Consider the following 12,642-nt stretch of genomic DNA (forward strand, 5'->3'; position numbering starts at 1 on the left):
GCAAATTGGTATATCGGAAAACTAATGCCTCTTTTTGCTGGAGATTTCCTTCTTTTTCTGAGCCGGGGTCTTCAGCGTGCCGTCAGGATTAAGATCATCCGGGGGAACATTGTAAAGCTCCAGGGTTCGTTTCATAACCTCGGAGAATACCGGCCCTGCCACCACACCGCCGTAAAACTTGCCGGCATGGGGCTCGTTGATTACCACCACAAGCGCAAACCTGGGATTGCTCATGGGTGCTATGCCGGCAAAGGTTCCCACGTAATCCTTTCCGTAGCCTCCGGCCACGGCTACCTTTGCCGTACCGGTCTTGCCGCCTACCCGGTAGCCGGCAATCATGGCCTGAGCACCGGTACCGCCGCCCTCAACCACCGATTCCAGTGATTTCAGCACAAGATTAACATCCTGCTCTTTGGCAACTCTTACACCCTGGGGAATCTTGTCAACCTTCAAAATGGAAAGGGGGCGACGGATACCGTGGTTAGCCAGAATCGAATAAGCCTGTGCAACCTGAAGCGGCGTTACCGTAATACCGTAACCATAACCAAGAGTGGCATTTTCAATGCGGCTCCACCTTCTTCTGTGGGGCAGTCTTCCAGTATTCTCTCCGATAAAATCGATATTGGTACGGGAGCCGTATCCAAAAGCCTCCAGCCCCCTGACGATATCCCGGGGATCCATTCTCAGAGCAATACGGGCCATTCCAACATTGGAGGAGTACTTAAGAATATCAAAAAGATTTCCCGAACTCATGTGGTGGCTATCGGTAATCAGCTTTCCCTGAACCTGGAACGGAGTAGTATCAAAAACCTCATTCCAGCTGGTGACACCTTTTCCCAGGGCAGTCACCGCCACCAGTGGCTTGGTAGTGGACCCCGGCTCATAGGTATCGGTCACTGCCCGGTTTCTGGCCCGATAGGGAGCATAGCTTTCTCTACTGTTAGGATTGTATGACGGATAATTAACCATGGCCAAAATCTCCCCGGTCCAGGAATCTATAAGTACCAGAGATGCCGAGGTGGCTCTGTTAATTTCGGCATTGTACTTCAGAGACTTATAGGCCAGGGACTGCAGTCTTTCATCAATGCTAAGCACCAGATCATTAGCCTGTTTTCCTTCCTTTACCACTCCGAGGTTCTCTATGATATTACCACGGGCATCCTTTATACGCCTTATTTTTCCGGGAGATGAAAGCAGATAGTCGTTATACTGTCTTTCCAGTCCCTCAGTTCCTGCTCCGTCAATATTGGTCATTCCAATAATATGGGCATTGATTTCAGAGGTTGGATAAAACCTTCTAAGCTCGGGATTGACATAGATGCCATCAATTTTGAGGGATTTAATATAATCGGCCATCTGCGGCTCAATTTGTCTGGCGACAGTGATATGACGGTTTCTGGGCTCCTTCAGCTTTTTAGACAGGCTGGCACAGTCCGTACGCAGAAGCTCGCAGATTTCTCTGATTGTCGATTCCTTGTCCATCTGTTTCTTCTCATGATAATCATGAAAGCTTTTGGCATGAATCACCACGGCCCGCATAGGAACACTTATTGCCAGCTTTTCCCCGTTGCGATCATAGATGACGCCCCTTTCAGGATGCTCGGTTGCTGTTCTTAAAATACGATCATTGCCTTTGGATACCAAATCACCGGCAGACCAGAACATCAGCCAGGACACTCTGGCCATAAGAGCCAGAAACAAAATCAGCAGCATGCCCCAAAATATCATGATTCGGCGTGTGCTGATTTCGTAACTGCTACCTCCGGCATCAACACGTTTTAACAGGTTTACAACTTTGGAAAAGGCATTCTTAAGCCAGAGCATCAGCGAACTCTCCGTTTTCCGGTCTCGGACAAGTTTACAATCACTTCTTCGGAAACAACGTCAGGCTGATGCATTCCCATTTTTTTACCAGCCTCGTCCGCTATCCTGGAAAGTTCGGAAAGAGTCTGCTGCTCCAGCCTGAGATGCTGATACTCCTGATCCAGAGCATCCTGCCTGCTAACCTCGGTACTGAATTCGGTAATGGTCCGCCGGGTTTCCTGAACCTGAGAGATAATCATAAAGGCTTCCGTAACGCAGGCTGCGAGCAAAAAAATAAAAAATACATTGCGCACACAGTCCCGAAGCACAATCCTCGTAAGACTGAACCTTTGAAATTCCTCACTGGTATTTCTGGTTTTCATAGACTCTGCTCCCTGTCCTTACAATTACCGCAGAAAGGAAGCCGCTCCCCAGTACGGAGAATGGCACTGCGGGATCGGGGATTCTCGGAAATCTCCATAGCCCCGGGATGAATACCGCGATCCACCAGTCTGAAGGTGCGTGTTTTGGCGATTTCGCTTTCCGGTACCGGAATTCCACGAGGTGGTACTTCCCCCCTTTCTGATTTTTTCAGGAAAGAGCGTACAAGATGATCTTCAAGAGAATGAAAGGTAATAACAGCAAGACGTCCAAAAGGTGCCAGAATGTCCCGGGAATTCCGGAGAGCCTTCTCGATTTCATCCAGCTCGCCGTTCACCTTTATCCTGAGAGCCTGAAAGGTTCTGGTAGCTGGATTTTTTCCTGGTTCCCGAGGTACCAGCCGGGCAATAAGTTCCGCAAGCTCGGTAGTGGTTCTGAAAGGGTGTTCCCGGCGATCCTGTACCACTGCCCGGGCAATCTTTCTGGCAAAGCGCTCTTCCCCGTAATTGCGAATAACTTCCGCAATTTCGGACTCCGGGGCATTATTTATCCACTCGGCAGCACTGATTCCGGAATCCGGATCCATTCTCATATCCAAAGGCCCCTCTTTCATAAAGCTGAACCCTCTTTCAGGATCATCAAGCTGAGGCGAAGAAACGCCGAGATCAAGAAGAATTCCGGAAACCTTTCCCAAAACACCAAAATCTTCAAGGAGACTCGGCATCTCCGAAAACTTCCCCCGAAGCATAGTAAAGCGGGGATCCTTTATTTCCATGCCGGCTTTCACAGCCGCAGGGTCCCTGTCAATGCCGAAAAGACGGCCCTTCTCTGACAGCTTTGAAAGAATCAGTCTTGAATGACCTCCTCTGCCGAAAGTACCGTCAACATAAATACCGTCTCCGGTGACGTTAAGAGCCGCCACAGCTTCATTGAGAAGCACGGTAACATGTCTGTATTCTTCCATAGAAATACCCTGAAGAGAAGATTTTTCGGAGAGTAAGCAAAAAACGAGGGAACCTGAACATACCAGTCCCCTCGCTTTCATATTTAACAAATGAGTCAGCCATAAGCCGGGTTCTGTACTGTAGAAACAGCGGTAATCATTCCTCTACGTCAAGGAGTCGCCTCCTGACTTTAGCGATCAACCCGCCCCTGACACGGGCAATGTCATAAGGAGCCTATTCGATCTTGCTCCGGGTGGAGTTTTCCCTGCCATGAACTGTTACCAGACATGCGGTGCGCTCTTACCGCACCTTTTCACCCTTACCGATAAACGGCGGTATATTTTCTGTGGCACTATTCGTAGATTCGCATCTCCCAGACGTTATCTGGCACCCTGCCCTGCGGAGCCCGGACTTTCCTCCCCCCTATGCGTCTGCCGAAGCACAACCATAAGGCAGCGATTACCTGTCTGACTCACAGCAAATTATAGCATACAACTTACCGGAGTAATACGTAAATGCCCATGTCCCCGATAAAAAACGGCAGTAAAAAACTTAAAACAGAAACACACTCCGCCGATACCGTAATTATCCGATATCCGGTTCCTCCTTGAGAGCCAGTGCCTCACGGTAAATTTCATTCCTGGAACAGCCAAAAGTCTCACTCACTATACGGACTGCCTTTTTTACAGGCAGGTCGGTAACAAGCAGCCTTAGAAGTTTGAGAGCGGCGTCACTGACACCATTCTCACCAGGATCCGGTCTCCAGGGATAAAGAACCGCTACCATTTCCCCACGATCCGAATTACTGTCACTCGCCAGAACATCGGAAAGTTTGCAGCAGGTGGTACGATAAAATGTTTCAAAGGCCTTGGTCATCTCCCGGCCTACCACAATTTCCCGCTCCCCGAAGACTTTGCCAAGAGCCACTGCTGTATCAGGCATCCGGCGCGGCGTTTCATAAAATACAATAGTCCGGGTTTCATGCCGAAGTTCCTCAAGCCTATCGTAGAGAGCCTTTTCCTTAACTGGGAGAAAACCTTCAAAACAGAAACGATCCGTCGGAAAACCAGCGGCCTCCAAGGCCGTGATAACAGCACAGGGACCGGGAAGAGGCACCACCTGAACCCCGGCGTTTACGCATGCTACCACCAGATGATATCCGGGATCCGATATCAACGGAGTTCCGGCATCAGAAATGAGAGCCACACTCTTTCCTTCCTGAATCCAATCCCGAATTCTGGCAGCCTTTTCCATCTCGTTATGATCATGAAAGCTTTCCAGAACCGGAGCGGTTATGCCTAGCTGCTCCAGAAGAGGCCGGGAATGTCTGGTATCCTCAGCACAGATAATCTGAGCTTCCCGAAGAATCCTGACCGCACGAAATGTTATATCCTCCATATTTCCGATGGGTGTCGGAACAATATAAAGAGCAGGCTTGAGCTCTTCCATACAAACCTCCTTGTCGAATATCCCGAAAGTCTGATTATCAGAATGAAAGCATAGCATAAGAGTGTATAATAACAGCATCAGAAAAACTGTCAGTATAGAGATTCACGCCATGCGGTACAGAAAACACCAACATTGTAACCTTCATTCAATTATTTTGGCATGCGCATTTTCCGTCATGTTTTCAGGATGCTCCCTTACCGGGAACCACAATGCGTATCTGGAACCCCAGCCTTTCAGCAAGCTTACAGAAAGCAGCGAATGGTATGAGGATCAGCTCTCCGCATCAACCCCGGAATATAATTTTGACTGGCAGATTCTTTTGGCCAGAGCATATTCGGCCGAAGGAGATACAAACAGAGCCTTCGAAGTACTCAGGCAAATGCGGGAACAGGCAATTACACCGCTTCACGGAAATTATGCCGACATTATCGAGGCCCAGGTCAGAAGCAGCACCGGAAGCTACACTCAGGCTCTCGCTCTCCTGAATTCAGTAGATACTGTAAATCTCCCTCAAAACGCTTTGGCCTACTACTATAACCTAGCCGGCAAGGTGCAGGATCGTACCGGAAACTATGCTGCGGCCGGACAGAGCTTCCTGAATCTCGCACACACCGTTAATGCCGCAGATAAGAAAATCGCCTGGAAAAAAGCTCTTCAGGAATACCGGCAGGCAGACAACCGGGAAATTCTTTCCCAGTTTAAATCTTCACAGGATAACAATGACCGGGGTTTTCTGGAATACGCACTCATTCAGAAATCTCCGTCGGAAGAGGCCAGATCCCGTCTTATGTCCAGATTTACTGCAAAATATCCCAATCATCCGGTTTTTTCTCTGAACACACCGGATACCGCAGACGGACGGGAGCCCATTCCGGTAGGCGGGCCTAACAGCAGTCAGCACGGCGCAGTTTCCGGAACCGCTATTGGAGACGGCGATACCATTGCAGTATTCCTGCCGCTGACCGGCCGTTATGCAGCCCTAATTGGACAGCCAGTACGCATGGGGATTGAAAATGCCTTCCGGGACCGCGGCATAAAGATCAATATTAAGTTCTATGATACCGCCGCCGGCAGTGTTTCCGACTATTATCAAGATGCCATGGCCAGCGGAACCAAGGCAATTATCGGCCCGATCATCAAAAACGAAGTAGACGAGCTGCTCTCATTTGATCCCCAGGTACCAGTAATCGCCCTTAACGAGGGACAAAACCAGGGCGGACGCAATGTGGTGTATCTGACACTGGCTCCTGAAGTGGATGCCAGAAATGCCGTTCAGGAAATGGGAAAAGACGCCGTGTCTAATCCGGTAATCATTGCCCCACAGAACGATAAAGGGAGCCGAATCAGCAGGGCCTTTAATGATTATTGGCTGAAAAGCTATAATCAGAATACCAGCGTCTGCTATTTCACCGACGTAAACTCTTTGGAAAGCACCCTTAAAAGCTGTGCTGACAATACCCCGAATCCCTTCGATGCCGCATATATCTACGGAACCGCCAACGAAGCTTCAATAATCAGAGAATACAGCAAAAACGTAGGTTTTGGCATGCCCAGATACTATGTAGGCTCCAAAAGCAACAGCGGAGTTATGAATAATTCCGCCCTGATGGGAATAAAAGGAATGAAGCTCGGCGATCAGCCCTGGCTACTTCAGAACAGTTCCATCAAGGAACAGATAATTTCCATCCTGCCAAAAGCCAATGGAGACACCCTGAGATGCTTTGCCGTCGGATATGACTCCTACAACCTCGTGCTTCATCTGGATAAAATGATTAATAATCCGGAAGAAGTAGTACGGGGACTTTCCGGTGATATCAGCATTAATTCCCAGGGCAGACTGGAAAGAAACATTTCTTGGATAACCGTAGGCGAGAACGACTAATGCCGGATACTCAGGGTTGCATGGAAGAAGCTGTAGGAGCCCTTCTCGGGCTACAGCAGGATGTCTTTGACACTACTGACTATGCGGCAGCAGTGCTCAGTATGAGTCTAACATCGGAACGCAGAATTCTCGTTGCCGGAACTACACTGTCCGCTCCTATCCTGGAGATTTTTTCCCGGGAACTGAATATCAAGACTCTAAATGAAAAGGGGCTAGCTGGAAGCAAGGTTCTCAACCACGAGGCTGGTGTTTTGGGGTTAAGCACGAACAATCTCGGACTGGGAGATCTGCTCAAGGCCACCTTCAACGCCGAAGCCTGCTGTTCTGACAACGGATCAGACAGTCTGCTTATCGTCAGCGACGCCCCGGAAAACGCACTATCAGCATTCGGAGAACTTCTGGAAGCAGCGCATCACATGCATGTTCCTGCAGTGGTGATTTGTACACAGAAGGATAAAATTTCCGGGCTTCTCAACGATGAGGATATTTGCATCCGCCTCAATATAGATTCATCATACAACTTCCTGACAGCAGCGCTTTCCTTACTGTTCTGCATCAAAAAACAGTTGGAAATTGTATAGCCATAAAAAAGAGAGAGCCTAAAGCTCTCCCTTTTCTTCCGCTAATTATGTTCGTACATCGGTAATTAACTGTAGCAAATATTCTTCTGACTCAAAGAAACTTCCTGAAGAAACAACGAATACAGCAACCCTTTTATATTATCGGCGGCTTCTTATTCCACAATCTCCAAGGTAGGCTTACGGGGCTGAGGTCTCGCGGTTCTCTCAGGATCATCAGCAGTACTTTCATTATTGTCTACCACCTCAAACCCCTTTCTTTTCTCCGGTGTGATGCTGGCGACCTCCGAAAGATGAGTCTTAACACTAGAATCCCCGGACGGATTCGGAAAGTTTCCAGACTCAAACATTTCGTCATAAGCTCTCTCCGGAAACATGCACATTCCCATGGACAAATCTTCTCTCGGATATATGGTGATTACAGCATACATCGGAACATATACATCATGAGGAACACCGCCAAACCTCGCACAAAAAGATATTGCATCATTGTCAATATTGAGATTTCTTACTGCAGTAGTCGAAATATTCAGGATAATTACGCCGTTCTGAGCATACTGCAACGGCAACTGAACCCCCGGGCAGTTCACATTAACAGAAATCTGGGGGGTCAAACGATTGTCCACCATCCAGTCATACATCGCTCTCAGTAAATACGGGCGGCAAGGCTGGACATGTAATACATCTGCCATAACAAAATCCTAACACACAAAAATACAGGCTGATAATATCATACCCGAAGGAATCATTACATTAATTAGTTACAAAATAGTACCTGCAATCAAAAAAACCCCGGACAAAATTCCGAGGTTTTGACACATAGCAAAATTTGCCAAATTAACGCTTGGAGTACTGAGGACGCTTACGAGCCTTGTGGAGACCAACCTTCTTACGTTCAACACAACGAGCATCACGAGTTACATAACCTGCCTTGCGAAGCTCTGAACGGAAAGATTCGTCATATTCCATAAGAGCACGGGTAATGCCATGACGAATGGCACCGGCCTGACCGGAAATACCACCGCCTGCAACAGTAATAAACAGATCAAGCTTATCACCAATGCTGAGAAGCTCCAAAGGCTGACGCACAACCATTCTTGCAGTCTCGCGACCAAAATAGTCATCAAGAGAACGCTTGTTGATTACAATGTTGCCAGTACCCTGCTTAATGAAGACACGAGCGGTCGAACTCTTACGACGGCCGGTACCATAATACTGATTCTCTGCCATTTGTATTTACCCCTAAATGTCCAAAACCTGCGGCTGCTGTGCAGCATGATTATGAGAAGCACCGGCATAAACCTTTAATTTACGGAACATGGCACGACCAAGAGGTCCCTTAGGAAGCATTCCGCGAACAGCAGATTCGATTACCATCTCCGGCTTCTTGGCCTGCAGTTCATTGAAAGGAACACTCTTTATGCCCCCCGGATAACCGGAGTGAGAATGATAAATCTTGTCAGTGAACTTATTGCCAGTAACTTTAACCTTAGAAGCATTGATAACGATAATATAATCACCGGTATCAATAAAAGGTGTATATTCTGGCTTGTTCTTGCCGCGAAGACGGGAAGCAACCTCGGTAGCCAAACGGCCAAGAGTTTTACCGTCAGCGTCAACTACATACCAGTCACGCTTAATGGTGGCTGGATTAGCAACGAAAGTTTTCATGTAAATAACCCAAACTGAAATAGTTAAACATCCGGAAACAGTAATACTGAATCCTTCTATCTTTCGATTTCCTACCCCCTTCGAGATAAGAACTCGAATCGTTTATAGTCCTTAAGACCTGTAACGTAATGTGGGCGAGCGTATAGTACACTATTTCTTTTTAAAAATCCAATTTATTTCACAAAAATAAACCATGCACACCACAACATTAAGACCGCAAATAAATCCTCCGCCTTACGTTCCCAGTATTCTTCCTGGAAGTTATCCCACACTTCAACTTCGCCACCCAAATAAACATATCGGATGCTAAACAACCACAGAAGCCTCCCTGAAGTATTAATCAGCATTTTGCTCAGAAACCACCACCTCACAGGAAGCCGGCCTGCCGTTTCTGATGATTTCAAAGAACACTTTTGTTCCTGCAGAGCTGTCGGCCACCAGATCCATGAGATTCTGCATATCACGAACCTTCTTGCCATTAACAGAAACTATCACGTCTCCTGGCTTAAGCTCCCCCCGGGCGGGACCATTCGGATCAATACTGGTGATAATAATTCCGCGGGAAATACCGTTTATAGTGTTGTCACGAGTGTCGTCGTAAATATTTTCGGCTGCAATCCCCAGATAGCCGCGAATTACCCTGCCATTTTTAAGAATCTCAGAAAGAATGCTCAGAACCTGACTGGCCGGAATTGCAAAACTAATCCCATAAGCCTTGGCATCCTTACTGTCAGACATGGTAGCCGTGCTCATTCCGACAAATTCCCCCCTGGTATTAACAAGAGCGCCTCCCGAATTGCCGGAATTTATGGGAGCGTCTGTCTGTATCAGATCCTGAATGCCGTCAGTGATGTCAATACGGTTAAGTCTGGTTATCCCGCTCCCTCGCCGGCCAACAGCACTTATAATCCCATGAGTAATCGTCTGTCCAAGATTATAAGGATTGCCAATGGCAAGAACGACATCTCCGAGATGTGTTTCACGATTTTCATTTATGATAATCTGCGGTAGCGGATAACTGCTGTTTACATGAAGCACGGCAATGTCTGTTCTTTTGTCATAGCCTATCAGCCGGGCTTCAAACACCGTACCGTCTCGAAGCTGTACCCCGATAATGCTATTTTCATCAGCCTGCATGATTACATGATAGTTGGTAATAACGAGACCGTCAGAACTCATGATGATCCCGGAACCAGAACTGGACACCTCAGAAGCACCATAAACTTCGTCATCAGGCACATGCCGGCTTTTAATAAAAATGTTAACCACTGCAGAAGCACTTCTGCTTATAGCGAAAAAAAAGGAATCCGGCTCTCCTCTTTCCGCAAAAATATAATCCCGGGACAATACAATGCCGATTCCAATAATCACACCGGCCACAGTACTCTTGAACCAGCCATTCACCGGAGAACCTCCTGGATAACATAAAAAAAGGGCAGTAACCATTACTGCCCACATTTTAACGACTTACCTGGATATTAAAAAGTATCAGAAGCTTCTGGTGATATAAATAACGGCACTGCCACGAATGATCCGGAGTGCGATAAAGCTGTCCTTCTCCTTAAGAGCTCCTTCAAGATCATCCACTGACTTGATTTCCTTCTTGTTTACTTCAACAATAATATCCCCTTTCTTAAGACCAAGATTTTCCGCAGGGCTATCGGCAGCAACGGATTTAACAACAACACCGCCTTTGTCATCGTCGGAATTTGTTCCTAGCGTAGCACCTTCGAACAGCGGACTGGCACTGCGGGACACCGTACCACCGGATTCCGAAGAAGAATCAAGAATCACCTCTACCTCTGAATTCTTGCCATCCCGGAAAATACCAAGCCTGATCTTTGTTCCGGCACCCAATGTGGCAATCTTCGCGCGAAGCTGCCCAAAACTGGATATTGGTGAGCCATCAATAGAGGTCAGAATATCTCCGGATTTGATTCCAGCCTTTTCGGCTGCAGACCCCTTCATCACTTCGTTTACGAAGGCCCCGTTAACATTCTTGTAATCAAAATTCTTAGCAAGATCCTCTGTTACCTCGGTGCCAAGAATTCCAAGCATTCCGCGCTTAACCTTGCCATGCTTAATAAGCTGATCCGTAGTGGACTTAACCATATTGGCAGGAATGGCAAAACCAATTCCGATATTTCCGCCGGCCTTGCCAAGGATGGCAGTGTTAATTCCCACAAGCTCTCCGCGAAGATTTAGAAGAGCGCCACCTGAATTACCAGAATTGATAGCAGCATCAGTCTGAATAAAATTCTCGTAATTTTCGATATTAAGACCAGAACGGCCAAGAGCGCTTACAATTCCGGAAGTAACGGTCTGGCCCAAACCAAAAGGATTGCCGATGGCAATTACAAAATCCCCCACCCGCAGTTTATCAGAGTTTGAAAAGGGTATAGAAGTAAGATTGTCTTTCTTTTCCAGTTCCAGAACCGCAATATCTGTCTGCTGATCCTCACCAATTTTCTTTGCCTTGATAACTCTGCCGTCATGCAGTGTTACCTTGATTTCGTCTGCGCCATCAACCACATGATAATTCGTAATGACGGTTCCTTTAACGGCATCGATGATCACTCCGGAACCCAAAGCCTTAAAAGAACGCTCTCTGGGCATCTCCGGAAAAAAGAAACGAAATTGCTCCGGAATTTCCATAAGATCATTACGTAAAGATTTCTTTCCATTAACAGAAATATTGACAACGGCAGGTACAACCTTTTCCAGAAGAGGTGCTAGGGAAGGAATTTCCCCGGAATTTCCCGTACTCATGGCCCCGATAAGAGGTGTGGCATCTGCATGGGCAGTGAGTGGTATCAGGGCTAAAGAAATTGACAATCCAAGAACGGAACAAAATCTGTTAATTTTCTGCATCATAACATCTCCATTTCTGATACATTCTTCAAAAATATAGGTGCGGTCTCGAAACGTCTTCCAATTTTTAACCGAACATCCCACCGGAATCATAGCTTACCGGGAATAAGTCGCATAAAGCCTGAAAACGGCAGCAAACATATTAATCAGGAATTGCACCTACAGTGCTAACAAAGTTTAAGACCCTAAACCTTATTAAAAGTTCACACAGATCACATTTTGTAACAAGTTAAGGATTAAGCTCCTTTCGAAACACATGGGTGCTAAACAGAAAATATTAAAGTGCCCAATACAAAAAACGATCCCGTAGGATCGCTATTGCACAATATAACTTAAAATCTGACCAGACAGGACAAACTATTCTTCTTTGTTTTCAGACCTGGCAGGTTCATTTACAGTATCAAAAGCTGCTTCACCGTCCTTTTGGGACAATGAAGACGCTACGGCATCAGCCGGCTCATCAAGCTTCGTATCAGGCATCACGTCAATAACCGTTTCCTCGACCTTGGTAGCCTGAGTCTTATCCTTTACTGTCGGTTTAAAAATATGTTCCGGCGTACTGGTGGAAAACATATCCCCCAGTTGAGGAACAATTTTACGGCTCTGCTCAGACATGTAACGAGCATAGGCCTGATAACTGTTTTCCATCTGTTCAAAAAGGGCATTAGAGCCCAGAAAGAAATCATTAATGACTCTTTTATGACTGACAAGCTCTCGTTTAAGCCGGGTAAGTTCATCTTCAAGCCGTGACTTATCCCTGTTTCTGGATGAAAAATGGTTAATAAGATATCCAACAACAATCCCAATAATACCGGATGCTACAATATATATGATCTCGGAAGGTCCCATTAACCGCATACTCCCAATAAATTCTGTTAAATTACAGAACAACAAACCGACACTGCTCTCAAAAAAAGCAGTGCAATTATAATACCGACTCAAAGGATTAAAAAGCAGAATTAATATTCGAAATGGTGCTGATACCCAGAATCGAACTGGGGACCTCACCCTTACCAAGGGTGCGCTCTACCAACTGAGCCATATCAGCACAACAGAGATAGAA

General features: G+C 46.7%; 12 protein-coding genes, 1 tRNA gene and 1 other RNA gene. 2 read left to right on the forward strand and 12 right to left on the reverse strand.

Translation table 11 applies throughout. The features are described from left to right. Positions 1 to 21: 21 nt before the first annotated feature. From F557_RS0101245 to rsmI, 5 genes are all read right to left on the reverse strand, one after another. The gene (locus tag F557_RS0101245; RefSeq protein ID WP_019000455.1) at positions 22 to 1,824 is read right to left on the reverse strand and encodes a peptidoglycan glycosyltransferase FtsI; all 1,803 of its coding nucleotides are present in this window, start codon (positions 1,822 to 1,824) and stop codon (positions 22 to 24) included. Then, positions 1,824 to 2,186, reverse strand: coding sequence for a cell division protein FtsL (gene ftsL, locus F557_RS18340; protein WP_019000456.1), 363 nt, complete (start codon positions 2,184 to 2,186; stop codon positions 1,824 to 1,826). The genes F557_RS0101245 and ftsL overlap by 1 nt, the downstream gene beginning before the upstream one ends. Further along, positions 2,183 to 3,148, reverse strand: coding sequence for a 16S rRNA (cytosine(1402)-N(4))-methyltransferase RsmH (gene rsmH / locus F557_RS0101255; protein ID WP_019000457.1), 966 nt, complete (start codon positions 3,146 to 3,148; stop codon positions 2,183 to 2,185). The genes ftsL and rsmH overlap by 4 nt, the downstream gene beginning before the upstream one ends. Positions 3,149 to 3,235: 87 nt before the next feature. Continuing rightward, positions 3,236 to 3,603, reverse strand: an RNA gene (gene rnpB / locus F557_RS21225) — RNase P RNA component class A. Positions 3,604 to 3,713: 110 nt separating this feature from the next. Further along, positions 3,714 to 4,577 (reverse strand): 16S rRNA (cytidine(1402)-2'-O)-methyltransferase, encoded by an 864-nt coding sequence (rsmI, locus tag F557_RS0101260; protein WP_019000458.1) that lies wholly within the window; start codon positions 4,575 to 4,577, stop codon positions 3,714 to 3,716. 175 nt (positions 4,578 to 4,752) lie between these two features. Between rsmI and F557_RS0101265 the strand changes: the two genes are divergently transcribed. Both F557_RS0101265 and F557_RS0101270 read left to right on the forward strand, forming a co-directional pair. Beyond that, positions 4,753 to 6,459, forward strand: coding sequence for a penicillin-binding protein activator (locus F557_RS0101265; RefSeq protein ID WP_019000459.1), 1,707 nt, complete (start codon positions 4,753 to 4,755; stop codon positions 6,457 to 6,459). Between the two features lie 20 nt (positions 6,460 to 6,479). Beyond that, positions 6,480 to 7,040, forward strand: coding sequence for a hypothetical protein (locus F557_RS0101270; RefSeq protein WP_157617715.1), 561 nt, complete (start codon positions 6,480 to 6,482; stop codon positions 7,038 to 7,040). A 152-nt stretch (positions 7,041 to 7,192) separates the two neighbouring features. Here the strand turns inward: F557_RS0101270 and F557_RS0101275 are convergent, their stop codons facing one another. The 7 genes from F557_RS0101275 to F557_RS0101310 all read right to left on the reverse strand — a co-directional run bounded on the left by F557_RS0101275 (position 7,193) and on the right by F557_RS0101310 (position 12,627). Then, positions 7,193 to 7,729 (reverse strand): ClpXP protease specificity-enhancing factor, encoded by a 537-nt coding sequence (locus F557_RS0101275; RefSeq protein WP_026297674.1) that lies wholly within the window; start codon positions 7,727 to 7,729, stop codon positions 7,193 to 7,195. Between the two features lie 145 nt (positions 7,730 to 7,874). Beyond that, positions 7,875 to 8,267, reverse strand: coding sequence for a 30S ribosomal protein S9 (gene rpsI / locus F557_RS0101280; protein ID WP_019000462.1), 393 nt, complete (start codon positions 8,265 to 8,267; stop codon positions 7,875 to 7,877). Positions 8,268 to 8,279: 12 nt separating this feature from the next. Next, entirely contained in the window at positions 8,280 to 8,708 is a 429-nt protein-coding gene (rplM, locus tag F557_RS0101285) for a 50S ribosomal protein L13 (RefSeq protein ID WP_019000463.1), read from the reverse strand. Between the two features lie 336 nt (positions 8,709 to 9,044). Next, positions 9,045 to 10,166, reverse strand: a complete 1,122-nt coding sequence (locus tag F557_RS18345) for a S1C family serine protease (RefSeq protein WP_019000465.1) — start codon at positions 10,164 to 10,166, stop codon at positions 9,045 to 9,047. Positions 10,167 to 10,196: 30 nt separating this feature from the next. Next, positions 10,197 to 11,579 carry a DegQ family serine endoprotease gene (locus tag F557_RS0101300; protein ID WP_026297675.1) on the reverse strand — a complete coding sequence of 461 codons (1,383 nt, stop codon included), beginning with the start codon at positions 11,577 to 11,579 and terminating at the stop codon, positions 10,197 to 10,199. 357 nt (positions 11,580 to 11,936) lie between these two features. After that, positions 11,937 to 12,428, reverse strand: a complete 492-nt coding sequence (locus F557_RS0101305) for a ZapG family protein (protein WP_019000467.1) — start codon at positions 12,426 to 12,428, stop codon at positions 11,937 to 11,939. A gap of 123 nt (positions 12,429 to 12,551) precedes the next feature. Beyond that, positions 12,552 to 12,627, reverse strand: a tRNA-Thr gene (locus F557_RS0101310). Positions 12,628 to 12,642: the final 15 nt, after the last annotated feature.

The organism is Succinimonas amylolytica DSM 2873 (assembly GCF_000378405.1).
Classification (GTDB): Bacteria; Pseudomonadota; Gammaproteobacteria; order Enterobacterales; family Succinivibrionaceae; genus Succinimonas; species Succinimonas amylolytica.